General features: G+C 42.5%; 20 protein-coding genes. 5 read left to right on the forward strand and 15 right to left on the reverse strand.

The window, feature by feature from the left end; translation table 11 throughout:
- Window positions 1-28: 28 nt before the first annotated feature.
- Window positions 29-2,629, forward strand: coding sequence for a DNA mismatch repair protein MutS (mutS, locus tag L1068_RS12970; protein WP_237130613.1), 2,601 nt, complete (start codon window positions 29-31; stop codon window positions 2,627-2,629).
- Window positions 2,630-2,686: 57 nt separating this feature from the next.
- On the opposite strand, the gene L1068_RS12975 is transcribed toward mutS, so the two are convergent.
- From L1068_RS12975 to L1068_RS12985, 3 genes are read right to left on the reverse strand one after another with little or no spacing between them, the layout of a single operon-like run.
- Window positions 2,687-3,520: a DUF1835 domain-containing protein gene (locus tag L1068_RS12975; RefSeq protein WP_237130614.1), complete on the reverse strand. Its 834-nt coding sequence runs from the start codon at window positions 3,518-3,520 to the stop codon at window positions 2,687-2,689.
- Window positions 3,521-3,552: 32 nt separating this feature from the next.
- The gene (locus tag L1068_RS12980; protein WP_237130615.1) at window positions 3,553-4,260 is read right to left on the reverse strand and encodes an SIMPL domain-containing protein; all 708 of its coding nucleotides are present in this window, start codon (window positions 4,258-4,260) and stop codon (window positions 3,553-3,555) included.
- On the reverse strand, window positions 4,253-4,636 hold the full coding sequence (locus L1068_RS12985; protein ID WP_237130616.1) for a cupin domain-containing protein: 384 nt from the start codon (window positions 4,634-4,636) through the stop codon (window positions 4,253-4,255). The genes L1068_RS12980 and L1068_RS12985 overlap by 8 nt, the downstream gene beginning before the upstream one ends.
- Window positions 4,637-4,770: 134 nt before the next feature.
- Between L1068_RS12985 and L1068_RS12990 the strand changes: the two genes are divergently transcribed.
- Both L1068_RS12990 and L1068_RS12995 read left to right on the forward strand, forming a co-directional pair.
- Window positions 4,771-7,440 carry a bifunctional acetate--CoA ligase family protein/GNAT family N-acetyltransferase gene (locus L1068_RS12990; protein WP_237130617.1) on the forward strand — a complete coding sequence of 890 codons (2,670 nt, stop codon included), beginning with the start codon at window positions 4,771-4,773 and terminating at the stop codon, window positions 7,438-7,440.
- A 9-nt stretch (window positions 7,441-7,449) separates the two neighbouring features.
- The gene (locus L1068_RS12995) at window positions 7,450-8,397 is read left to right on the forward strand and encodes an ion transporter (protein ID WP_054979692.1); all 948 of its coding nucleotides are present in this window, start codon (window positions 7,450-7,452) and stop codon (window positions 8,395-8,397) included.
- Between the two features lie 3 nt (window positions 8,398-8,400).
- On the opposite strand, the gene L1068_RS13000 is transcribed toward L1068_RS12995, so the two are convergent.
- The 3 genes from L1068_RS13000 to L1068_RS13010 are packed head-to-tail and all read right to left on the reverse strand — an operon-like array spanning window position 8,401 to window position 13,480.
- Window positions 8,401-12,861, reverse strand: a complete 4,461-nt coding sequence (locus L1068_RS13000) for an EAL domain-containing protein (RefSeq protein ID WP_237130618.1) — start codon at window positions 12,859-12,861, stop codon at window positions 8,401-8,403.
- On the reverse strand, window positions 12,861-13,283 hold the full coding sequence (locus L1068_RS13005; protein ID WP_237130619.1) for a GNAT family N-acetyltransferase: 423 nt from the start codon (window positions 13,281-13,283) through the stop codon (window positions 12,861-12,863). Before L1068_RS13005 ends, L1068_RS13000 begins: the two co-directional genes overlap by 1 nt.
- Entirely contained in the window at window positions 13,280-13,480 is a 201-nt protein-coding gene (locus tag L1068_RS13010; protein WP_010560900.1) for a DUF3283 family protein, read from the reverse strand. The genes L1068_RS13005 and L1068_RS13010 overlap by 4 nt, the downstream gene beginning before the upstream one ends.
- 211 nt (window positions 13,481-13,691) lie before the next feature.
- On the opposite strand from L1068_RS13010, the gene L1068_RS13015 reads away from it, so the two are divergent.
- Window positions 13,692-14,300: a hypothetical protein gene (locus L1068_RS13015; RefSeq protein WP_237130620.1), complete on the forward strand. Its 609-nt coding sequence runs from the start codon at window positions 13,692-13,694 to the stop codon at window positions 14,298-14,300.
- A gap of 31 nt (window positions 14,301-14,331) precedes the next feature.
- Here the strand turns inward: L1068_RS13015 and L1068_RS13020 are convergent, their stop codons facing one another.
- The 9 genes from L1068_RS13020 to zntR form a co-directional block, all read right to left on the reverse strand.
- Window positions 14,332-14,580 (reverse strand): DUF1289 domain-containing protein, encoded by a 249-nt coding sequence (locus L1068_RS13020; protein WP_040641367.1) that lies wholly within the window; start codon window positions 14,578-14,580, stop codon window positions 14,332-14,334.
- Between the two features lie 165 nt (window positions 14,581-14,745).
- Window positions 14,746-15,852: a 1-acyl-sn-glycerol-3-phosphate acyltransferase gene (locus tag L1068_RS13025; RefSeq protein WP_237130621.1), complete on the reverse strand. Its 1,107-nt coding sequence runs from the start codon at window positions 15,850-15,852 to the stop codon at window positions 14,746-14,748.
- Between the two features lie 82 nt (window positions 15,853-15,934).
- Window positions 15,935-17,011: a DUF1513 domain-containing protein gene (locus tag L1068_RS13030; protein WP_237130622.1), complete on the reverse strand. Its 1,077-nt coding sequence runs from the start codon at window positions 17,009-17,011 to the stop codon at window positions 15,935-15,937.
- A 2-nt stretch (window positions 17,012-17,013) separates the two neighbouring features.
- A complete protein-coding gene (locus L1068_RS13035; protein ID WP_237130623.1) occupies window positions 17,014-18,153 on the reverse strand; it encodes an imelysin family protein in 1,140 nt (379 codons plus the stop codon).
- A gap of 11 nt (window positions 18,154-18,164) precedes the next feature.
- Complete coding sequence (locus tag L1068_RS13040; RefSeq protein WP_237130624.1) at window positions 18,165-19,571, reverse strand: di-heme oxidoredictase family protein; 1,407 nt, start codon at window positions 19,569-19,571, stop codon at window positions 18,165-18,167.
- Window positions 19,568-21,223 (reverse strand): di-heme oxidoredictase family protein, encoded by a 1,656-nt coding sequence (locus L1068_RS13045; protein WP_054979700.1) that lies wholly within the window; start codon window positions 21,221-21,223, stop codon window positions 19,568-19,570. The genes L1068_RS13040 and L1068_RS13045 overlap by 4 nt, the downstream gene beginning before the upstream one ends.
- Window positions 21,224-21,285: 62 nt before the next feature.
- Window positions 21,286-22,695: an imelysin family protein gene (locus L1068_RS13050; RefSeq protein ID WP_237130625.1), complete on the reverse strand. Its 1,410-nt coding sequence runs from the start codon at window positions 22,693-22,695 to the stop codon at window positions 21,286-21,288.
- A 561-nt stretch (window positions 22,696-23,256) separates the two neighbouring features.
- On the reverse strand, window positions 23,257-24,516 hold the full coding sequence (locus L1068_RS13055; protein ID WP_237130626.1) for an SO_0444 family Cu/Zn efflux transporter: 1,260 nt from the start codon (window positions 24,514-24,516) through the stop codon (window positions 23,257-23,259).
- On the reverse strand, window positions 24,503-24,916 hold the full coding sequence (gene zntR, locus L1068_RS13060; protein ID WP_054979703.1) for a Zn(2+)-responsive transcriptional regulator: 414 nt from the start codon (window positions 24,914-24,916) through the stop codon (window positions 24,503-24,505). Before zntR ends, L1068_RS13055 begins: the two co-directional genes overlap by 14 nt.
- A 92-nt stretch (window positions 24,917-25,008) precedes the next feature.
- Between zntR and L1068_RS13065 the strand changes: the two genes are divergently transcribed.
- On the forward strand, window positions 25,009-25,953 hold the full coding sequence (locus L1068_RS13065; RefSeq protein ID WP_237130627.1) for a D-2-hydroxyacid dehydrogenase: 945 nt from the start codon (window positions 25,009-25,011) through the stop codon (window positions 25,951-25,953).
- The last annotated feature ends 27 nt before the right edge of the window (window positions 25,954-25,980 follow it).

A 25,980-nucleotide genomic window follows, 5' to 3' on the forward strand; every position in this document is an offset into this window, starting at 1 on the left:
CCTTTTACATAACAACTATTAGTCAATTATGCCGTTAGATTTATATTCAGACCATACTATCAGCCAACAAACGCCAATGATGCAGCAATACTTAAAAATTAAGGCTGAACATCGGGATATATTAGTCTTCTATCGCATGGGTGACTTTTACGAATTGTTTTTTGATGATGCCAAACGTGCCGCAGAATTACTCGATATTTCGCAAACTCATCGCGGCAAAGCCGGAGGCGATCCTATACCAATGGCAGGGGTCCCTTATCATGCAGTTGAAAACTACCTAGCGCGCCTAGTGCAAATGGGCGAATCTGTTGCCATATGTGAGCAAGTTGGCGACCCTGCCACCAGCAAAGGGCCAGTAGAGCGCAAAGTTGTGCGCATTATTACGCCGGGTACCATTTCTGATGAAGCCTTATTAAAAGAGCGCCAAGACAACTTGTTATGTGCGGTATCGCATAATGATAAAGGTGCATACGGCATTGCTTATTTGGATATCAACTCAGGTCGTTTTCGCATTTTACAAGTCGATACCGACGAATCGCTGAATTCAAGCTTGCAACGCATTTCACCCGCTGAACTACTCTACCCTGAAACCCTTGAAAATTTAGCGCTGATTGAACAGTGTAATGGCCTGCGTCGTCGCCCTATTTGGGAGTTCGATTTAGACAGCGCCAAAACAGCGCTTAACAAGCAGTTTGGTACCAAAGATCTTGTTGGTTTTGGCGTTGAAAACGCACATTTAGCATTACAAGCTGCTGGCTGTTTAATGCAATATGTAAAAGACACTCAGCGCACTGCACTGCCGCACCTTAATGCGATTGGTCTGGAGCAAAATGAGCAAAATGTCATTCTGGATGCGGCAACCCGTAAAAATTTAGAGCTGACCGTCAATTTATCGGGCGGGTTTGACAATACCTTGGCGCAAGTACTTGATAAAACGGCAACGCCTATGGGCTCTCGTTTACTTAAACGTCGCCTACATAGTCCAATTCGTGACCAACAAGAGCTTAATAACCGCCTTGATGCACTCGGTGAAATCCACGACTTAGCAATTAATTTTGAACTACACGATACACTCAAACAAGTCGGTGACTTAGAGCGTATTATTGCGCGCTTGGCATTGCGTTCAGCAAGACCACGTGATTTATCGCGTTTACGTTTAGCGCTGCAAACACTGCACCCTATTCACGATTTATTAAATGATGCAAATAGCACGCGCTTAAAACAAATCAAGCACGCCACACCGATTTTAACTGAACTTCAAGAGCTACTTGAACACGCTATTATCGACAACCCTCCGGTACTAATTCGCGATGGTGGTGTTATTGCCCAAGGCTATAACGCCGAACTCGACCAGTGGCGCAACCTTAGCAAAGGTGCAACCGATATTCTTGAGCAAATGGAAATTCGCGAACGCGAGCGCACTGGCATTGCAACCTTAAAAATTAGCTACAACAAGGTGCATGGCTATTACATAGAAGTCAGTAAGGCCAACGCTAACCTTGTACCGGCAGATTACGTACGCCGTCAAACACTAAAAAATAACGAACGCTATATTATTCCTGAACTGAAAGAGCACGAAGACAAAGTTCTTAACAGCCAATCCAATGCATTGGCACTTGAAAAGCGTCTGTATGAAGAATTGTTCGATATTATTTCGCCGCAAATTGACGTACTGCAAAAAATGGCTGCCGCGCTCAGTGAATTGGATGTCATTAATAATCTTGCTGAACGCGCTGAGTCCCTCGATTATATTAGACCCAACCTTAGTGAAGACAACTGCATCGATATTAAAGGCGGCCGTCACCCTGTGGTTGAGTTTGTTATGCAACAACCATTTATTGCCAACCCAACTTACCTTGATGATAAGCGTAAAATGTTAATTATTACCGGGCCAAATATGGGTGGTAAATCAACCTATATGCGTCAAACTGCGTTAATCGTCTTAATGGCACATATTGGTTGTTATATTCCAGCGCAATCTGCGAGCATAGGCATTACCGACCGTATTTTTACACGTATTGGCGCGAGCGATGATCTTGCATCAGGTCGCTCAACTTTCATGGTAGAAATGACTGAAACCGCCAACATTCTTAACAATGCTACCGAGAACTCACTGGTATTAATGGATGAAATTGGCCGCGGTACCAGTACTTATGATGGTCTATCACTGGCGTGGGCAACAGCCGAATATTTAGCGAAGAATATTGCTGCTAAAACACTGTTTGCAACTCACTACTTTGAACTAACTGAGCTTGTTGACCAGCTGGAAATTTTAGCCAATGTGCACCTAGATGCAATTGAATACCAAGATACTATTGCGTTTAAACACACCGTATTAGATGGCGCAGCAAGTAAAAGCTTTGGCTTACAAGTAGCGGGCCTTGCAGGTGTGCCAAAAGCGGTAATCAACCGAGCAAAACAAAAGCTTTCATTGTTGGAGCAGCATCAAAGTGTCAGTGAAATGCCGCTTAACAACGCGGCAGATATGCAAATATCACAACAGGCAAGTTTATTTGATACGCCTAACCCTGTGGTTGAAACCTTAGACACTATTGACCCGAATGATTTGACCCCGCGTCAAGCACTTGATTTAGTATTTAAACTGAAACAACTGGCAAAAAGTAACTAACTCGCGTCTGCGCTAGCTAGTTTTTAGCTAACCTGAACTCGGGTCACTACCTCTAATTTAGAGCAGAGCTTGTCCTTTTTCTGACAAGCTCACTTTAACCCCATGATAGAACTCTATTTCTTGGTGTAATAAACTGTCTTGCGTCGATATATTCAAATACTCTCGCATTTCTTCAATCTGACACCAAAAACTTAAATCCCCCATAAACGGGACTTCTTCCAAATCTTGATTCGCACCGAATAACTGCGCTAACGACAAAGTTTGTCCGTTTAAACAATCAAAAATCTGCCATTGTGTGCGGTTTAAACCGATATCATCAGGTTGCTCTTGTAAGAAGCGTTGAACCGAAGTTTTAAGATTAGTCCAGTGTTTGAAATCGAGCGCTAAACAACCTTCTAACGCAGCTAAATCGGTTGTCAGTGCTTGCCATACCCTAGTTGCTAATTCAAAAAATGGCTCACTTGGACTAAAGCGGGTTTTATAATACTGTGCAACTTGGCTTGCCTCTAATTCCCGCGGAGGTAAATGATCAGATAATAAAACCACGAACAGATTACATGTGGTGTTAAATTTCGCCCGATACCAAGCAATAAACTGTAAACCAATCAAACTATCAAACAGCTCTGGCGTTAACCACAAAGTGACTTCATCGCTGTCTTCTATGGCATTTAATTTATCGTTACGCGCCTCAAACTTGGCCCGTACGTCTTTGAGCGGTAAACAAAAATAGTCTGCTAAAAATGCGGCGCGATAATCGCTCATCGCAGGCAGTGAAACTTCAGCGCTAATAGGGCCATGATGCAGCACATCTTGCCACGCAATAAATTGCCCCTGAATGCCAATGCGCTTTAAAAATAGGTTTGCACTGTCGCCATTAGTAATATGATACATAAACTAACCTCATCGACTGATAGCTGTTTGTTCTAATCCACTAAATAATATTCAACACTCGAAACCACGCGCACACGTTTAATATGTGGTGAGTTAGAGTCGCGGTCTGAAATACTAAATTGCCCTTGGCGCGCAGATTTAATTTTACCTAAGGTGGATTTTGAATCGGTGGCAAATTTTTCAGCAACTTCGCGTGCTTTTTCTGTTGCTTGTTGGATCATCTCCGGCTTGATGTCATTTAAGCCAGTAAAAATGTACTGTACTTTAGCGTCGTAGCGATCGCTTGAAATGGCAATGCCTTGTTTTGCAAGTTGCGTCACTTTAGTTAATGCATGGCGCACTTTTTCTGGCTCGTGACTATAAACCGTAATGCTCGACATCACAAAATAACGCATTTGGCCTTTTTCTAATTGCGCGTAAGGCTGCGCTAGTTTGTCTGCAACATTAGGCGGCGATACTGAAATTTCTTCGTCGCTAAAACCATGTAATGCTAAAAATGCACGTACTGCTTGGTTTTTAGCCTCTAGCTCATCGATCAACTTTGTTAAGTCGTTACCCGCAAGTGAATAATTAATCGGCCAAATAACGGTGTTTGCCATCACTTCTTTTTCTGCCAATCCTTTTACCGCCACACTGCGGTCGAGGGTTTTAAACTCTACGACGCCTTGTTTTAACAACAAGCTGGCAACAATAATTGCCAGTGCAAAGATAATCGTACTGGTTAGCGATTGTTTATTCATGGTTATCTACCCTATGTTTATCCTTGCCAAAGTATTCAGGCGTTTGCGTTGACAGTACTTTAAGCGGCTGCGATGACGTTACCTTAACACCATGTGGTGTATTTTCATCAATCTTTACAAAATCGCCTTTTTTAATTGTGAAGGTTTTATCACCGAGCTGCATTTGCCCTTCACCATCGACAATATAAACCATTTCACTGTGCTCTTTATGAATATGCAGTGGTACTGACTTTTTAACATAGATCAGAAATTGGCTTGCATCTTGGTTGCTAGTTAGCGGCACAACTTTTACGTTGTCTAAATCACTTGGTGCAACCATTTGCTCAAGATTGATAGGTTCTGCGCTAATAGCAGCGCTCAGCAGCAGTAGAGTCATATTTATTAGTCCATATTTATGCCCTGTTGAGCATAACAAGACCCTGTTTTATATCAAGTATCTAACAACATTATTGCTTTATACTTGTAAACGAATTTTATAAGATAGCAACAACTCAACTGTGGTGAAACGCTATGACGGTAAAAAGGATAAGTCAATTTTTCAACCCTAAATCAGTGGCAGTTATTGGTGCGTCAAACCGTACCAATCGCGCGGGTTACGTGGTGATGCGCAACTTGTTGCAAGGCGGTTTTAATGGCCCGATTATGCCAGTAACGCCAAAATATAAGGCCGTTCATGGCGTACTTGCTTACCCAACAATAGACGCTCTGCCACAAGTGCCCAATTTAGCCGTTATTTGCACCAGTAAAGACCGTTGCTGCCAAATCGTTGAACAGCTCGGTAACAAAGGCTGCAAAAATGCCGTCATTATCGCATCAGGTATTGATAAAGATTTAAAGCACGCACTTATCGAAACTGCGCGCAAAGCTAATGTAAATATACTCGGGCCAAATAGCCTTGGATTATTAATCCCGCGTATCGGACTTAACGCAAGTTTCTCCCATATGGTCGCTAAGCCCGGAAAAATAGCTTTCGTATCGCAATCTGCCGCAGTTTGCTCAACAATTCTCGACTGGGCACAAACAAAAGACATCGGTTTTTCATATTTTGTCTCGGTGGGCGATTGTGGCGATATTGATTTTGATGAATTGGTCGATTTTTTAGGGCGTGATGCCAATACCCAAGCAATCTTGCTGTATATCGACAATATTGAACATACCCGTCAATTTATTTCCGCTGCGCGAGCCGCTGCTTTCAGTAAACCCGTCATCGCAATAAAAACCGGAAAAACCGCCGCAGGCGCAGATGCCGCTATGGCGCACACCGGTGGCAACCAAGGCTCCGATGCGGTGTATGATGCGATGTTCCAGCGTGCAGGTATGCTGCGCGTAAATGACTTACGCGAGCTGTTTGCCGCAACACAAACCTTAGCACTGCACCCCAAACTCTTAAAGCAAGAAGCCCTGACCATTTTAACCAATGGCGGCGGACCAGGTGTAATGTCTGTAGATACCTTGATCCAAAGCTCAGGCAAACTTGCTGAACTTTCAAAAGAAACCATTACTAAATTAAATCAGGTATTGCCTCAGCACACCTCGTTCGCTAACCCTGTTGATATTTACGGCGATTCTGATCCATGGCGCTATCAAAAGGCGGTCGAAATTCTAGTGCAAGCACCTGAAGTTGATAATTTACTCATTTTACATAGCCCATCAGCATTAGCTACTAGCAAGGAGTTTGCTAAGATTATTGCAGAAACGGTAAACAAAGTGCCGAAAATGCAGCGCCCGTATGTAATGACCAACTTTATGGGTGAAACGGCAGCCTATGAAGCGCGCAAAGTTTGCCAAGCAGCGGGCATTCCCACTTACCGCACACCCGAAGGTGCAGTAGCGGCTTACATGCACTTAATTCAGTATCGCCGTAACCAAAAGCACTTAACGCAAACACCAGAATCCCTATTAGATTCAGATAATATTCACACTGAACAAGCTGGCAAACTAATAAGCGGCTACTTGAAAGAGAAGCGACACTACCTACCGACTCATGATGCAGCAGCACTGCTTGAGTGCTATCAGATTAACTGCATTGCAACTGAGTATGCTTTTACACCTAGCGAAGCGCGCGAGCTAGCCGAGAGCATTGGCTTTCCGGTTGCGCTTAAATTAGTAAGCCCTAACATTCCATCTAAGTCTGATGTTGGTGGTGTCGTATTAAACTTAAACGATGGCGTTGAAGTTGAGCAAACAGCATTTAATATGCTACTGCGAATTAATGAAACTTACCCAGATGCCAAAATTGATGGTTTTGCGCTACAAAAAATGGCAACCCGTGCTGGCGGTCAAGAGCTGCGCATAGCAGTTAAAACAGATGCTAATTTTGGCCCAGTTATTTTACTCGGCGAAGCCGGTACAGCTCTTAACTTTGACCTCGCAGCGGTTGCTCTGCCACCGCTAAATATGAATCTAGCCAAGTACTTAATTGCTGCAGCAAGCGATAAAGGGTTTATCAAAGAAAAGCATTTACCAACCAAAATCGACAAGTACACTCTGTGCGCTATGCTTACTCGCGTATCACAAATGGTGGTTGAAAATCCCGACATAAAATCACTTGAGCTTAACCCAGTACTGGCTTTACAAGGTAAATTTTTAGTACTCGATGCGGCTATTGAACTAGAAAAATACCAAGCATCAAGTCGCGCAAAACGCTTAGCAATAAAACCTTATCCAAAAGAGCTTGAGCAAAGTATTACCCTTAAAGATGGATCAGCTGCGATATTAAGACCAATTCGTCCAGAAGATGAAGAAGCGCATCGAGAGTTTGATAATCAGCTAACCAAAGAAGATAGATACAAACGTTTCTTTGGTGAAATGCCACAATTTAGCCATGAGCAATTAGCTAAAATGACGCAAATTGATTACGACCGCGAAATGGCGTTTATCGTTACGCAACGACACGACGATAAATGGCAAACACTTGGTGTGTCGCGTGTTTTAATGGACCCTGATAACCTTGTTGCCGAGTTTGCCGTAGTTGTGCGCTCCGACCTAAAAGGGCTTGGGCTTGGTCGTATTCTAATGCAATCGGTGATTAATCATTGTAAACGCCAAAATGTGCAAAAAATTGAAGGTCTTACCTTACCTGAAAACGGTGGCATGATTGGCTTGTCGGAAAAACTAGGCTTTAAAGTCACGCGTGATTTCGAAGAAGGTACGGTTATTATGACAATGCCACTTAACTAAGAGGTCGATGTGAATCAATTACGACTGAGTATTGCACAAGTATTGGAAAGTTCTGGCGAAGGACTAAAACTTGGTAGGTTTATCGATGCGTTGTTGATAATTCTGATTATCGGCAATGTTGTTGCGATTGTACTCGAGTCGGTTGAAGAGGTCGCTGCAAGCTACAAACACCTTTTTTTAGCAATTGAAATATTCTCTGTCGCGATTTTTACTATCGAATACCTGCTACGGTTATGGGTTTGTGTTGATAAAGAACATTATCGCGACTTACCTATTCCCAACTGGCGAAAACGCATTCGTTATTTGCGTTCTCCTTTAGCGATTATCGACTTAATGGCAATTTTGCCAACATACTTGATGCTGTTCGTCAGCTTTGATTTGCGCTTCTTACGTGTATTTAGACTATTACGTGTTTTTAAGCTGACTCGCTATTCGCGTGCTATGCAATTATTGTTGCAAAGTATTCGAGAAGAAAAAGGTCCATTGCTTGCCGCATTTTTTATTATGAGTGTGGCGCTTATCACCGCATCGTGTGGTATCTACTTAATTGAACATGACGAACAGCCGGATAAGTTTGGCTCCATTCCCGATGCCATGTGGTGGGCAATGGCAACACTCACCACGGTTGGTTATGGTGATGTTGTGCCAATTACCCCGCTTGGCCGCTTTTTTGGTGGGGTGATAACTGTGCTAAGTATGGGGATGGTGGCAATCCCAACTGGTTTACTGGCATCGAGCTTTTCAGATCAATTAAGACGCCGTAGGGTGCAATTCGCGCAGTACGTTGCATTATGCTCGCGCGATGGTGATATTTGCGAAAAAGACCAAATACAAATTGAAGAAATGCGTATTGAACTAGGCTTAAGTAAAAAAGAAGCCGAGCGTGCCATTAAGCGTAAAATGAATGAAATAAAACACATTAATTATTGCGCTAACTGTGGCCATAAAATCCCTTAGCATTTAACGCTTAAGCAACGACTTAACTTGTGACGCATCAAGCGGTGAGTAAAAGTAATAACCTTGCACATACTCACACCCTTCTGCTTGCAAGAACAGCAGCTGATCCTTACTTTCAACTCCTTCAGCAATACACACTTTGCCTAAGCTTTTTGCAAGCGTTAAGGTTGAGCGAATAATCGCTTCATCGTCTGCTTCATCGCCAATATTTCGAACGAAGCCACCATCAATTTTAATCACATCCACCGGAAAACGTTTTAAGTAAGCCAGCGATGAGTAGCCGGTGCCAAAATCATCAAGATAAATGCGACAACCTGCATTTTTTAGCTTATCCATGGCCGCTTTTGCACTATCAAAATCAGCCATAAGTACAGATTCGGTAATCTCAAGTGCCACCATCTGACACGGCACTTCATACGTGTTGCACAGTGCAATAATTTGCTCTGCCAAATCCAGGTGATGGAAATCTTTCGCCGATAGGTTAATCGATACATAAAAGTCGATATCGATCTCGCACCAGTGTTGCATGTCTTGTACTGCGCGTGTTAACGATGCCATTGTCATTTCAGTAATGAGACCGGTATTTTCGGCAATGGCGATAAAACGCGATGGACTAACTGCTTCACCATTGTGCTGCCAGCGCATTAAGGTTTCAAAGCCAACCACCTTGCCTGTATTAACATCAATAATCGGCTGATATTGATTCGACAGTTCATTTTCACTATGTGCTTGCTTAAGCCTTGACTCTAAACGAAGCAATCGTTGTACTTTTTTATTCATTTCTTGTTGGAAAAACAAAAAGCACTCGCCACCGCGTTTTTTAGCGTGATACATCGCAATATCGGCGGCTTTAATCAAATTAATTGCGGTTGTTTCGTCATCTGGAAATATGGCAACACCAATGCTGGCAGTAATTCTCACGGTTTCGCCCGCCAGTGCAAATGGCTCTTTTAGCGCCGCAATTAATCGCTGACACAAGGCTATAACGTCTTCTTTGCTATTAATATTCTCAAGCAATACAGTAAATTCATCGCTATTTAATCGCGCCGCGGTCGCCTTGCCGTCAATGACCTGTTTTATGCGTTCGGCTATTTCCACCAACAATTTATCACCATCATGATGACCAAATGAGTCATTCACTTTCTTAAACTGGTCAAGATCGATAAATAACACTGCCAATAACTGCTCGCTGTTTTTGTTTAGACTAATGGCATGAGCCACTCGATCAATAAATAAGCTGCGATTAGGTAACTTGGTTAGTTTGTCGTAATTTGCCAGTAAATACAGCGCTTGCTCAGCTTCTTTTTGACTACTGATATCGGTGATCACCACAATATAGTTATCAACCTCACCGTTTTCAGCCGCAATCGCAGTGGCTTTTATCAAGCAATTATATTTTGTGCCATCAGGGCTGGTGATGGTTTCTTCCGATTGATAATGTTCACCTACGTTTAGCTTACCAAGCGCCCTCAAATAATAAGTGCGCCTTTTAGCACTTAGGCCAAGTGATAGCTTGCGCGCTGAGTCTTGTTTAAGGTCAAAATGATGGCTGTCGCGCAATGCTTTATTTATCGCAAGAATATTAAACTCGCGGTCCATCACAAATACCCAATCGCGAGTATGCTCAAATGCGGCGCTAAATAAACGGGCACTGTTTTCAAAGTCACGCTCGCGCGTAAAGTTGGTGTAGGTTCCCGAAACGCGCTGCGGCACATCTTCATCCCACTCAATAACACGACCCACATCTTTGTACCAACGCCAATGGCCTTGGCTATGACGTACTCGGTAGGCAAGTTCAAATTCACCTTTATCGGTGCTGACAAACTCTAACCATTCAATGCGATAACGGGCTCTATCGTCGGGATGAATTTTTGCTAAGTATTCATCCAGTGATACTTCGCTTTTATCAAAACCTAGTTCATCGACTAGACGTGGCTGATAACTGTGTCCGAGGCCGCTTTGCCATTCCCACACCCCTGATTGACTGCTTTGTAGCGCCATTTTTAAACGCGTGGCGTTTTCACTACTTTGTTTATGTGCAGCTAGCAAGCGCGTTTGATAGCGATGGCGACGCAACATCCACACCGACACAATACTTGTCAATAATATAAAGTAAATGGCGAATGCCGCGGGAGAGCGCCAAGGTGGGTAATTTACCTGAATCGTAAAACTCTTAAAATCGGTATAACTGCCGTTTAACGGGTCTCTGGCACGTACGTAAAAAGTGTGTTTTCCCGGTGAAATTCGTGCAAACGCAACTTTGTTATTACTCGTTCTAACTAATGCAGAATCATCTAAACGGTATTCATATTCAACGCGTTCCTGATACTTAAATAACATCGCAGAAAAACCAATTTCTAAACCGATATCATCGTAATCAAGCTCAAGTAAGTTTTGCTGAATAATCGACTCAGCTTCAAGTGTGCGCGACATTAGGGTAATTGAGGTAATATTCACCCGCTCTGATATGTGTTCATTCGCGTCATTGCGCTCGGGGAAAAAGCTGGTCACCCCTTTAATTGAGCCAAATACAATGCGACCATCAGAGTAAGTTATTTTTGCCGCCGAGTTAAACTCATTAACCGCAATGCCATCATCCACTGTGAACTGCCTAAAGTGTTGGGTATTTGGGTCAAAGCGCCAAATACCACTGTGGCTCGCCATCCAGATCATGCCTCGCTGATCTTTGGTTAGGCTATAAAACAACGATCCGCGGGTATCAACCCTGTCTTCGATTTTGTATTTTTCTTCAAATGTGGTGCTATCTAAACCAACTAACCCGTAGCCATAATAAGATAGCCAAAGAATGCCGTTGTTATCGATCACATAAGACGCAAGCGACAAATACTCCACTTCATCGGGGACTGGCGCGGTATAACGATACGCTACGGTGTTGTCCGGCATCAGTTGATATAACGTTTTATTGTGATAAAACAGCGGTAACTTGCTGTCATCTAGCGGCGGTAAAAAATACCCTGCAAATGTATCACCAATCACTTTTACGCCGGGGTGAATTTGCGTTAGTTTTTCTGTTACTACATTGTATTTAAAGTAGCCATAGCGAAAGCTCTTAAAATACATATCACCTGCGTTGTTAAAATGCCCTATCACAATCTGCTTGCTAAACATATCCTTGTACTTTTCAAAAGGCATTTCAACCGCTGAAATTGTTAACGTTTCCAAGTCAAAGGTAAATAATCCTCGCGTGCTTACCAGCCATAACTTGTCGTTAAAACTAAACATTTTATATACATGGAATTCATGGTTTAAGCGGTCAGCTAAGTAACCTTCTAGATAAGTTTGGCTTTGGTAAGAATAGGGATTGAAACGCGTAATACCGTCACTGGTTGCTAACCAAATATCTTTATTATGCTCAACAATGCTCCAAATATTGTTATGGGATAAACCACCATACAAAGTATCGCGGTTATAGTTTTGAAATGAGTAATTGTTATTCGAGACAAAATACGCACCGTCGGTTTTGCTCGCAAGCCACATTGAACCGTCATCTGAAAGCAGCATATCAACAATGCTATTGTCGCTTAACTTAAAATCGGAATTATCGAGTTCTGTGCTTTTTATTAGCTGATCATCATCGGCAAAGTAATTATAAACACCTTCATTGGTGGCAAGCTTTAATCCCGATTTAAACGGCATGATTTTCCATATGTTTAAATCTGAAATACGCAGTTCGCTACTCAGCTTATCTATTTCACCAGCTACCAAGCGTTCGATATGATCAAGTTCAACCGTGTGCAAACCTTGCACGGTGCCAAGCCAAAGCTGAGAACCCGAGATATGAAATGACTTTGTATTATATTGATCGTGATGCGCTGCGGGTTCATTTAAAAATTCTAGTTTAACGATTTTTTCAGTGCGCGTATCCATCACAAAGGCACCTTCCGATGTGCCTATTATTAAAAAGTGTTTGTAATATTTAAGTGCTCTAACATACGCGTATTTAAAGTCTCCAGGGATTTTAAACACACTTTTCACTTCGCCAGTTTCACTGTTTAACAGCGCCAAGTCATGAACACGCCCCAACCAGTAAAAATTAGGTTGATGGGTTTCTAACATCACGACTGGAGAGTGGGTTCGGTCATTTTTAAAATCAAGCACGCGCTCTAGTTTATAGGTATCCGTTTTATATCGATACAAGCCAGAGTAGGTAGTGGAAATCCAAATATCGTTTTGTTTGTCTTCGTAGAGGAAATCAATCGATTTATCGCGCAGTTGGCCTTCTGCACCTGTCATAGTCGATAGTTGATAACCATCGTAACGGTTTACGCCTGCTTCGGTTCCAACCCATAAGTAACCATTTTTATCAACTAATAAGCCCGTTACATAGGACTGCGCTAACCCTTCATTTGGCGAGAAACGACGTACGTTTGCCTTACTGTTTGCCAGCGCATTTATTGATACAGCACACAACAAAATTGCCAGTACGCAGTATCGCCAAATCATTATGCACAATCCTTGTTGGCTATCATACAGACGATTTGACGCCCTTGATTTTGATAAGCGCTAAAAAACGGAGCCAATTCAGCTGGTGCGGCATGTTCGGTAAATCCGCAGCTTTGATACCAGCTAACTAAATGATTGTACGCAAAAGTGAAAAATGGTTTTCGATAATCCAAAGCGATTGTTTTAATTAGTCTTGATGCCAGTTTTTGACCGCGAAAGCATGGTGCTGTAAATACGCCAGATAATAAAAACTGTCCGTCTTTTAAGCTTAATTTTGCAGCTGCCACAATTTGATTTTCAGCTTTGATAACCCATACCCTATCATGGCTTTTAGCACGCCCTCTTACTTTAAAGTTTTGATAGAACTTATTAACCAAAGGATACATAACTGGGTCTAATTGCTGGCACGTAAATGAACTCACATCATTGTCGCTAAATAGCGTTCAAAACGTTGTTTTAGCTCACCTTGCTCTGATTGTGGACGCTGTAAAATAGATGAATAAATTTGATCGCGCGTTGCTTTGCCACGCTTAACTTTAAACGCCCAAAACGACGCCTCGTAATCGAGTTGAATTAAATACTTTTCTTGACGAGGTAAGTTACACAAATTGAAAGACATGTTCTTTTAATACAGCTAATAAAATATTATGTTATTGTAGCAATGTACCATATAAGTTTGACCAATCAACACTAAAATGAATGCTGCGTTACGTCATAAAATGATAAAAAACTCGATAACTAAAAGCTGCAAGCATGCTTGTACCATGCTTTGTGCCTTATTCTTTTTGAGTAAGATGGCGTGGGCAAATGCCTCCATAAAGCAAACGCTAGTGTTTAATAAACCGTTGGATACACACGTTTCTCGCTTATTAATCAAACGTCTAACACCTGCTTATAAAGCAATTGGTGTCGATATAAGCATTATTGAATTTGATCACAAAAGCTCACTTGCCGCGGCTAACCTCGGAGAGCTTGATGGTCAGATTGGTCGTGTGATTGGTATTTCTAAGGAATATCCAAACCTAATTGCGAGTAATACTCCGTTAATGTATTTGAATCTGGTACTGCTTACCAACAAGGGACAATGCGAGAATTGTCGCATTCAGCAGTTGAGTACAATTAGCCACAATCCAAGCTACCCGTTTGCACAAAAATTTATTGCTCAAGAAAAATTTAAAGGTGAGGTAATAAGTAATAATAACCTTACTAGTCAGTTGCATATGCTGCGCGACCGCACAATTGATGGCATTTTAGTACTTGAATATTTGCTAACGCATCACATTGATGATGCCACCCTAGCCCATTTTAATAAACGCATTGTCTCGCAAAAACCTATCCATCATTACCTGCACAAACAACATAAAGCAATTTTGGCACAATTAGACCTACAGTTAATGCAAAGTGCTGAAGCTACCCTTGAACATAAAACCCCTAAATAAACGAGTTTAGATACGGCGAGATTAGGCAAACCTAAAAGTCGAGTTTTGTTTGCTCTGTATCCAGCTCTGGTGAGATTTGCTGTTGAGCCATTTTTTGACGAATGCGCTTTTCGCGTTGTGCGCAAAGCTTAATCACATGTTTTTTTTGCGCGTTCGTTAATTGGTTCCAATGAAAGCGCTCTTCTCGCGAACGAAAACACCCTAAGCAATAACCTCGGTTATTAGCCTGACATACCCCTTTGCACGGACTGGGTATTTCAAATATTTCTATTTGCTCAATAATTGGTTTTTGGTCAGCCATTCACTCACAATAGTTTGCTTGCAAAGCAGGCAAACTTAGGTCTTTTTTTACGCACTCATATTAACAGTTTAACCATTTTTTTGCACAAAAAAACCAGAGTATTACTCTGGTTTCTTAAAACTATAATTTACTTAGGCTTGCTGGTTACTTTTGATTAAATACCGGCTTCGCGTAAATTTGCTTAATAAATTCATGTAATTCCGGAGCAACCCCTTCAAAGCGGCTGTGGTAAACACGCTTCGCATCGCCACAAATTTCATGTTCTGCAGATTCTGCCGCCAAATAATTATTGGGGTGCAAGAAGTAGTTTTTGTGAATGTAGTTATCAATGGTTTCAGCAAGTTGATCTGGGGTATCGCAATCGCTGGTAATTGGCTCGCCAAATGATAAATGCACATGCCCTTTATTCGTAGCAAATCCTTCAATAATGCTGGCAATATCTTCACCTTGCGCTTTTTTGTATTCGCCAAAGGTCGCTTTATGATACTGCTCTTTTGCCTTCGCTTTTTCGCATGGTTCAAATTCATATGAAATCGCAACCGGTACAACATTGATCGATTTTACATAGTCTGCAAAGTCCATTTTTAGTTTGCGACCATGTAGCTGCAACATTTTAATCAGTGCAGGATCGGTAACATCATTACCATCTTTCGCTCGTCCTTCTTTTTGCGCAATCCAAACTGAATTACCGCTATCAAGCGAATCATAAATATAATGCGAAAGTGTCGTAAGCGTTCTCAGCATCTCTTTTGGCGACTTAACAGAACGTTTAACAATAAAACTCTTATTTAAACGCATTAACTCGGTCATGTATGGCACTTGCAACAGGTTATCACCAATCGCAATGCGCACGGTTTTCATATTATTTTGAAATAGACCGTAGTTTACAAAAGCCGGATCAAGCGCAATATCACGGTGGTTTGAGATAAACAGGTACGCTTTGTTTTTATCAAGCTTATCTAATCCTGAGAAAGTAACTTTGCTGGTTGTGCGCTTAACTAAAATATCAAGATAACGTGAAACGGCCTGCTGAACTTCATCAACAGTTTTAAATTTACCGTATTTGTTACGCAATTTTGATTTAACTAAGTAGTTGCCAAGAAATGGAATAGCACGCAACCATGATGGTAAGTTGTGCTCTGCAATTACCGAGATAAATGCATCATCATTTAACAGACGCTCAACAGACGCGGCTACTTCTTCATCATTATATGGGCGAATATCTGCAAATTTATCGTTTGAATTAGTCATAACTTGGTTTACTGCATCACAAAAAGGTCGGATATTTTACCTGTCATTATTCTGTTTGGCTAAATTTAACATCTCTTACCAGTTAAGAGTAAATTAAATGGTTATCAAACCGCAACGGTTGTAACTGAAAAATGGGCATATTTTTACTATCGTTAATTACTTGTCCCTTGCCGTTTGTGACAATAAATTCATTTTGCGCACTCGCTACACCCGCACAATCGGCAAAACGTTCATGACGAATAAACTGATGATTATCCAATTGCCAATACGCCACAATAGCACCGCGAGGAGAGGTAACTGCAATACGATTATCACTATCAGCAATTGCAATACTGGCAACGTATTGCTCGAAGTTTTGCCAAAACTTTGGCTCTGCCTGCAATGGCTGAAATTCGCGCCCTAGTTTATGGCTAAACACCAAAGGATGCGCATCGCGATAATTTCCCTGATATTGCGCTCCAACAATCACTTCGCCACTGTTTGCTACCGCTAGATGACGTAAACTTAACTGAAAATGCGGAGGAGTGACAGATTCAACTAACTTGCCAGTGTCGAGGTGAATGTAGCTTAAATTTGGTGCCATACTCGCTAGATTTAATTTTTCACGACCTTTATCTGGATGTGTTTTAATGCCCCCATTGGCAACCACAATATGTTCACCATCGGGCATTAACGCGCATTGATGCGGCCCAATACCGCCACTTGGTACACGCTTTTCCACGGCAAAATTGTGAGTATTGCGCACAACTAAGTAACCACCAGCACTTTCAATATGATTTTCTGTGGTGATCAGTTGCTTACGTTTACTATCAAACACACCATGACCATAAAAATGAAAACCTTGCTCTGCATTGATGATTTTCTCTAGCTGGTTTTGTGCTAAGTTCACCACAAACAGCTTGGTAAACGGACGGCGTGAAAACGCCACAACCCGTTCACTATCAAGCATTAATAAATCATGGCCGCGATTATCAATTTTAACCTGGTTTAATAAATTTCCTGCTTTATCAAATGCCACCACAAAATGTTCACCTTGGTGGTTGGTTGCCGCACTAACAAAACGACGTTGCGCTTTGCTTGAACACGCAACTAAGTTAGCGCCGAGTGATAAACTTAAACCACATAACGCTAAACTTTTGATAAACGCTCTACGCTCCATGATTAATCACCGTCATTCGAATTAAAGTTAGGATTAAGGCCCGTAAGCTGAATAAAATCGGTAGACAGGTAAGTTCTTAATTCGTCTATTTTTGTGATGAGTGGCGACAGTTTATTGCGGCTGTCTTGTGTTGTTACCGCTTGCGATAGCGGTTTCTCGATATCATTTAGTAACACATCAATTTCGTCAAAGTAATTTAGAATAGTGTCATTCACTTGTGTATTTTCATGAATATCCACTAAGTACTCGTCAAAGCCATAACCATTGCCCGCAAGGTAAGCCTGCTTCAGTCCTGCAAAATTGGTTTTAATGTTTTCAAGCGACGATAAGCTAATGTAACTCTCCGCTTTTTCTGGGTAACCTGGGATCAGCGTGCCTTTAACATTATTGAGCTTGTTATCTTTAATCACTTCAATTAGCTCAAACCAATTAGTAATAAAATCTTCAAGCACCGCTTGTTTCGTATTGTACTCGCCGCTGCCATTTTTAAAATCAAGGGCAAAGCCAATCTTCTCGTGTTGCCATAGTGCTAAAATTTCAGTTGCAACTGTTTTCACATTAGCGGCGATTGCCATTACCGCGAGGCAACGATCTTGTTTATTGCTTGCACTTAGTAACGATGCATCTTGTGCTTGATTAAAAATTAATAACTCGAGCGCTGGTAATCCTTGTGCACCATCTTGTAGGCTAGCAACGGCGTTCTCATCTATCACTTGAGCCGCAAGTAATGACGCAACACCGCGTTGAACGGCATTATTGTTATCAGGCCAAAATTGTAAGCGATAATGGCGAAATTCTTCGGACTCAGGCCCCATTTTTACCGCTTTCGCAAATTGCCATGCCTTGCTTAATGCTAACCATGCACTTTTTAATTCTGTTAGCTCGCTTTCGCTTGGCGCCTGATAAGCACAAAACATAATGCTCGCCGCATCTAGTTTATCCGCTTCATCCATCAATGTTTGGTATGCTGGCAAAATATAATTATCAGCTTGCGCTGCTAATAATTTTGTCATGGCTTCATCTTTCGTTAGTTTAACCACGGGTGGCGTAATAGGTGGTTTTTCGCTGTTGTTATCGCTGCCACCACCACATGCACTTAGTAACGCAGCCGTCACAAGCAAAGAAAGTGCTTTTAGTTTCATCGTATTTGCCCTTAAATTTGTTTTAGAAAATAAATCAATGCGTCACGCTGCTGTTGGTCAAACGCTACAAACGCGCTTTTTGATTGCTCGGCTTCACCGCCGTGCCACAAAATCGCTTCAGCCACTGTTTTAGCACGGCCATCATGTAAAAATGCCTGATAGCCTTGTACTTTTTCTTGTAATCCTAGCCCCCAAAGTGGTGGCGTGCGCCACTCTCGACCATTGGCTAATCCCTCAGCTTTACCATCAGCCAGTGCTTCGCCCATATCGTGTAACGCCAAATTGGTGTAAGGCCAGATAGTTTGATTTGCCAGCTCTTTAAGCGGATAGTCGCTTGCCGTGGTATAACTTGGGGTGTGACAACTATGGCAATGCGCTTGATAAAAAAGTGCTCTGCCCTGTTGTGCTTTTTCTGAAGTGAGTTTTCGAGTCGGTTGCACCGCAACGTGCGCTCCCATAAATACCGTTAACTTATGCAGCTTTTCGGGTATTTCTAGCGTGCGGTCGTGACCGCCCATTGCTGATGCAAGTTGACAAAGTGGTTGTGATGGCGTGCAAGTATCGTGTGTGAAAAACGGATTGGTTATGCCGATATCATTAACAAATGCCGCTGCCGTTTGTGATGCTAAACTTGGTTGACTCGCTTTAAAGCCAAAACGTCCTATCACCTGTTCCTTAGTTTTAGCACTCATCACACGATTATACTTAGCCGAAATACCATCGTTGTTCTTATCCGCCATATCCTCTTGCGCAATAAGGTCGTGTTCGCTAATCGCGTCCAATAACCCCATTCCATAAAGTGCTGGCGCATAACGTGGCGATAACACCGTATTGGGTTGCAATTCGCCATAGGCTAAATCAACCAATTGGTAATGTGGCTTGCTTAAAGTGTAAGGCGTGCCATCCGCATATTGACCCGATATGCTTTCGTAACGAATAGTTACTTTGCCTTCCGCCGCAAGTGATTCAGGTTTTGCTAGTTTAATCGCAAATGGCTGGAATTGGCCGCCATAGTGTTTATCAACCGCATTGCCATCATCACGCTTACCTAAACGAAAAAGCAATGCCATTGGCGCATGCGTGCCCTCCCCAACAAGCTTTCCTCGACCACCACGAATATGACATGCTTTACACGAACGCGCGTTATAAAGCGGGCCTAAACCATCACGGTCTTGAGTTGCAGCAGGTGCTGCGACCCAAGGATCACGAAAAAATGAAAAGCCATCCCAAAAATCAAGCTGCCTATCTAAATCGAGATTTTCTGAGGGATGAATAAAAGTACGTGTATTAAGTCGCTTTAAGGTTGTTGCGCCGCCAGGGCGCAACTCGCTATGTGAAAATTCAGGTACAGTTTGCTCTTTACAACCAATTAGCAAAGTGCCAAAAATACACGCAGTTAAAAGACTTCGTTTAATCATAGTGAGTTTAAAAACGCCAATAATTGTGAGCGCTCAGTTTTAGACATTGCAAGGTAGGCTTGCTTAGCTTTTTCTGCCTCGCCGCTATGCCATAAAATAGCCTCGCTGATGGTGCGTGCTCGACCATCATGCAAATAAGTAGCGCGCGCATTTACCTGCTGTACCAAGCCTAATCCCCAAAGCGGCGTTGTACGCCACTCAGTACCAGATGCTTGTCCCTCGGGGCGGTTATCTGCAAGACCTTCACAGCGCTGCACATAAATGCAATTTTCACCAACCTGACAGCTACCGCCTTGTGCGTTTTCTAATTTAATAGGCGCACATTCGCCGCCCATATCATGTAGTAACAAGTCACTGTAAGGATAAATAACTTGCTCGCTAAGTGCAGCAATCGGCGTACTTTCGCCAGTAAAACCAAGAATATCGACATCACCTAATAAACTTGCCGGTGCTTCACCTGTTTTATGGCGTGGTACATGACAGCCATTACAGTTAGCGTCGAAAAATAACGCACGGCCACGCGTGACATCGTTTTGCCAAGTATTAGTTTGCTCGTCGAACCCTCGTCTTGCTGGCACAGCTAATAAACGGTTATAAAATTCAACTTGTGCGAGATCTAAATCACTTAAATCAAGACCATTGGCTTCACTGTTTTGCTCTAATGCAGCTTGTTCATTACAGGCAACTTGATTGTCGGTGCACGGCTCTGCTTGGTTAATACGATTAGTCACGCCCATATCACCGCGATAGGCCCCCGCTATTTGCTGCAACACGGATGCAGTGCCAAGTTTATAGCCAAAACGTGCTAATTTAGTTTGCTCTGAAATAGGCTCTGTTACATACGCAGCACGGCCAGAAATACCATCATTATCAACATCGTCAGGGTCAGCGTAGCTGGTAATGTACTGTTCAGGAATTGCATGCAGCAAACCTGAGCCAAAAATCGCAGGTGAAACACGGGCTGAGAACCTTACCGTGTCGTTAAATGGGCCGTAAGATAAATCGGTTACTTTATAAATGGGTTTGCGCAACTCGTATTCTTCGCCATCGGCAAATTTACCTGTTACGTTTTCATACTCAACAAACGCATAGGCTTCGCCATATGCCAAACCTTCATCTAACGCGCCGTTAAACTTAGGTAATGCGCCTGTCGGGTGTCCGGCAACCGTGCCAAATGTTTGTAATTGATCACCATACACAGCATCGGGTTGACCATTCTCATCACTAATCCGTAGGAACATACTGGTCATTGCACGCTGCGGTGAGCTTGGCACTTCGCCACGACCATCTTTAATATGACACCCTTGGCAAGTTGGGTTATTAAAAACAGGGCCTAATCCTTTGTGTGCGCCTCTAAATAAGTGATCACCCGATTTAAATACCGCGTCTAATGCAAAATCACTGCGAATTGCCGGTGCCGATTGGCTGAATGCGTCTTCATTTTGAACATCGGTTGTTACTACGCCACCCGCTAGGTGCTCGTTGGTGTCAGGCGTACTGCTGCTAAGCGGTGCTAAGCCATCATTTGGCTGTCCCGGCAGTGTGACAACAGGCGGCTGAGGTTCGCTAGGCTTTGCTTCTGGTGATTGCGATGAGCCACCACAACCCAAAGCACTTAACATAAAACTGGTTAGTAAAAGATGTCGCTTCATAAATGCCCCTAGAAACGAAAAAAGCGCTGCAAAATAGCAGCGCCAATAATAGTGTTAGCTTATTAGCTACCAAACTCGTCAGTATCTTGCTCAAGATCACCCGTGGTTACTTCTAACGCTTCAATTGCTTGTTTAATCACTTGAGTTTGTGATTTAAGCGCTTCGATTGTGTGTGTAACAAGTTGCTTTAAATCAGCATTTTGAATTTGCACATCAAATGAGTAACCTAGCTTAGCGTTAGTATCGATAACTGCCGCTTTCGCCATCGTATCTTCAATCGCAGCACGTAATTCATTGGCAAGTTCATGCGAACCATCCACTACCAGTAAATCGTAAATGCTAGCACCTTCTAATGTTTCACCATCCATACGCTGGTAAGCACCATTAAATGCGTTTTGAATACCCTTAGCATTTAAGAAAATATCGCGGTGTGTATTATCTGAAAAACACGAGTGCTCGTCTTCTTGTGAATCGGTACGAAGTGCAATACTCATGCGCTCACCAGCAAGTTCACCAAAGCTTAAACGGCCCATGCCTTCTAGAATTTTCGCCAACGACGCTTTTACGTTTTCGTCTTTTGTAAATTCAACATAGTGAAAACCTGAACCTGGAGTCCATGCATCAACAACACCTTGTAAATCGTCAATCAATAAATCTGCCGCTGCAATTAGGTAGTCACCGCGGCGTTCACAAATCACCGAATCAACCACGTTATCTGCGCCAGATGTACACTCACCCATGCCACTTGCCGCAGTGTAATAATCGTTTACTTTACGGTAGCCAGCACTGTAGTCACGGTTTGGCGTGTAAGAACCATCAGCATTAAGATCTTGTCCCCACAGTAAAAATTCAATCGCGTGATAACCTGATGTTACATTGGCTTCATCATCGCCGCGCTCAAATTGTTCAGCGAGTAACGCTTTGGTGATATCTGGGAACTCAGCAAGATCGGCAATAATATTGCCACCTACTGGCAAACTTGCAGGGTTTTCAGGCAGTTGTGCGCCATCCATGTCAATTGTGTAATCAATTAGCGCTTCGGCTAGTGGCCATGCGTTGATTGCGCCTTCAGGACCTTCTTCAGCAACTAATACGGGGTTACCATTGTCATCACGCGTTAGATTGTCGATTGGCCCTTCACGAAAGCGATAAACTTCTGACTGACCATAAGGTTCGCGAGCATCTAACCACGCATTTTTAGCGGCGCTAAAGTTAGCTTCGCTTGGCTCTGCAACAAACTGCTCAATCACATTTTTAAGCTGTTTAGCAGCGATAAGTGAATCGGCGTAAACCGCATATGCATGCTGTGCATTGGTAACAACGACATCTTTTTCGGTCACATACGTTGATACACCACTTTCGCCACTTACACCTGGTGCGCCGTCTGCCCCGTCTTTGCCATCGTCACCGCTACATGCTGCAAGCATTGCAACACATAACGAAGAAAGTGCAAAATTCGCTATTTTTTTCATTATGTTAATCCCTGATATTTTTATGATTGAGTAATACCAATTTTTATCAAAAACGTAATTGGCTTAATAAAACTGCGAAGCATTCTAAAACCCAAAACAAATTAGATCAATAACAGAAATCATTATCATTTAAAAATATTTAAAATAAATTTAAATATTGATTCATCTAAATTTATAAACTTGATCTAGATCAAAAAAAGGAGCCAGTGGGCTCCTTTTTATTAAACGAATCATCGCAAAAAACGATGTCTTTCAAGCTTAAATATCAATTAACTAGAGCGTGTTGACCTTTGCAGTCTGTTTCTGCAGCAGTTTGTTTGGCATTTAGACAAGACAGAGTGATTGTGGTGTAGTAACTCTACACGAATGAGCGATAACGCAGTATAAATGCCAAACAAGCGCTGCCTAAAGGTTCAATCCAAAGCGTTTTGCTCTTTGTTGTCGCTTTTTGACTTAGCCCGCTAGGTCTGCAAAGCAACGCCGCGATCAAAACACTTTGGATTTGAACAGAATTTAGACCGTAAAGGTCAACACGCTCTAGCCTAAAAGCAAATATACAAGTTACTTGGCGCTACTTAATTTGAGCCAAACCAAGCGCAACATTAACAGCGCAAGTAAGGCTCCCGCGCCGTACTCTAGCCACATGGGTAATACATGATGCGATTCTTGTAGCGATGGTACGATTGCGAATTGATATCGTGCTATCAAATAGTCGGTAATAAAGCCGAAAATTAGCGCAACACCAATAACTCCTGTTAAATAAGCGACCACCGCGCGCTTGCCTAGTTCGCTCGCTACCACACCTAATGTAGCTACATTAGTTGCCGGCCCAGCTAACATAAATACCAGCGCAGCACCGGGGCTAACGCCCGACATTAATAACCCTGCGGCAATAGGCGTTGAAGCAGTTGCACATACATACATTGGAATACTAATTAAAATTACGATTAGCATGGCCCAAATTCCACTACCATACTGTTGCAGAAAATCTTGCGGTACAAAGGTTTGCACTAACGCGGCAAAAAACAAACCTATCATCAGCCACTTTGCGGTATCACTTAGCAGTTTGTTAGCACTAAATGAAAATGCACGCTTGAGTTTTGCTGTCGCGGTTTCTGTTACAAGCTGTGTTTCTTTGTCTGTGGAACAGCACGAGGTAGTATTTTCTTTTTGCTCATCAGAATCTTTTACCGAGCAACAAGCAGCACTGGTTGATACATTCGCCTTAGCTTCAGCTACTGTTGGCGCACAACAAGGGGAAGTTTGCACAACAGGCTTTTGCTGAGTACTACAGCATGACGTCTTTTGTTCTGAAACCATATCACTAGCCTGCGCCGCATTTTGCTCTGTGGTGTGCGCACTACTGCAGCAAGTATCATCGGCTTTTTCTTTTATGTTATCGGCGCTTTGTTGCGTATCAAGTTTACTTTCACCGCCCACTAATAAACCCGCAGTAATGGCACTAGCAACCGCCGCAATAGGTCGGATAATTGCCATAAATGGGCCAAGCAAAACATACGAGACAGAAATTGAATCAACACCTGTTTCGGGCGTAGAGACTAAAAATGCCGTGGTTGCGCTTTTTGAGGCTCCCGCCCTTCGCAGCCCGAGTGCCGCTGGAATTACGCCACAAGAACACAGCGGCATTGGCGCACCAATAAGAGCCGCTTTAATGGTAGTAGCAAAGCCCTCTTTGCCAAGGTGGCGATTGAGAAAGTTTTCAGGTAAGTAAACATTAATTAATGCCGCTATAAACAACCCCAATAACAACCAAGGCGCTGAAATAATAAAGAGGTCAATAAAGTTATTAACGAGCGTCATTTTGTGCCTCCAGCGCTGAAAGAATTGAACAATGAACGGCGGGCTCGTTACCGCCACAGCATGATTTGTGCAGTAATTTAAGCGAATTTAAAATGGTATTTAACTCGGTAATTTTACGCTCAACTTGCGTTATTTTTTCACTCGTAAAATGTTTAACTTGCTCACAGCTGTGACTTTGCTTATCCACTTTTATTGCAAGTAACTCTTTAATTTCATTCAGTGTAAAGCCTACATCCTTTGCCCTTAGTACAAACGACAGCTGCGCGATGTCTTGTTCAGAATACAAGCGATACCCCGACTCACTGCGCGCCGATGAATTGAGAATGCCTTGCTTTTCATAGTAACGAAGCGTATCGGTCGAGACCGCTAACCGTTTTGCAATTTCACCTATTTTTACCATTTGCCTGCCTAATTGAGATACACTAAATCTAACTTTCCTACTAAGTATAAACCCTAGAGTTAACTCCAAAGTCAAACCAAAACTTTAAAATTATGAAAATTGCTATTCTCGACTACGCAACAATTGAAAATGGTGACTTATCACCGCTAAATGCGCTGACACAAAACATCGCATTATTTGACAATACCACGCCTGCACAAGTGATTGAGCGTTGCCAAGGTATGGACGTGATAATTACCAATAAAGTAGTGATAGACCAAACAGCATTATCTCAACTAAGCACGGTAAAGCTAATTTGCATTGCCGCCACAGGCACCAATAATGTTGATTTAGTGTCGGCTAAAAAGCATGACATTGCCGTTACCAATGTTGCAGGCTATTCCACCGCGAGCGTGGTACAGCACACGTTCGCTTTATTATTTAACTTACTAGGTAATACCCATCAATACATTGCTGATTGTCATAGCAATCAGTGGCAACAAGCGAGCCATTTTTGCTTTTTAGACCACTCAATAGACGAAGTAGCGGGTTTAAAAATGGCATTAATCGGGTATGGCGATTTAGGACGCGCAGTAGCAAAAGCCGCAACAGCATTTGGCATTGAAACTTTGATTAGTGAGCGTAAGAACAGCCCTGTGCGTGACGGTCGAGTTGCATTTGATGACGCGATAGCAAATGCCGATATTGTTTCGGTTCATTGCCCCCTTAACCAAGAAACTGAAAATTTAATTAGTACGCGCGAATTTAAACTAATGAAATCTAGCGCGGTACTAATTAATACTGCACGCGGGGGCATTGTTGATGAAAGTGCACTTGCACACGCACTGCAAACCAAAAAAATTAAAGCAGCGGCGATTGATGTTTTAAGCAAAGAACCCGCACAAGACGACAACCCGCTCGTTCAGTATCAAGGAAGCAACTTATTGCTCACACCACATATTGCGTGGGCCAGCAAGCAGTCTATTTCGCGCTTAGTTAAGCAAATAGCGCTAAATATTAGCGCCTTTGAAAATGACGAAACACGTAACCGTGTATAGGGTTGTTGACCTTTTATCGAAAAAACT

Origin of the sequence: Pseudoalteromonas sp. MMG024, from assembly GCF_021654175.1 — a bacterium.
Taxonomy (GTDB): domain Bacteria; phylum Pseudomonadota; class Gammaproteobacteria; order Enterobacterales; family Alteromonadaceae; genus Pseudoalteromonas.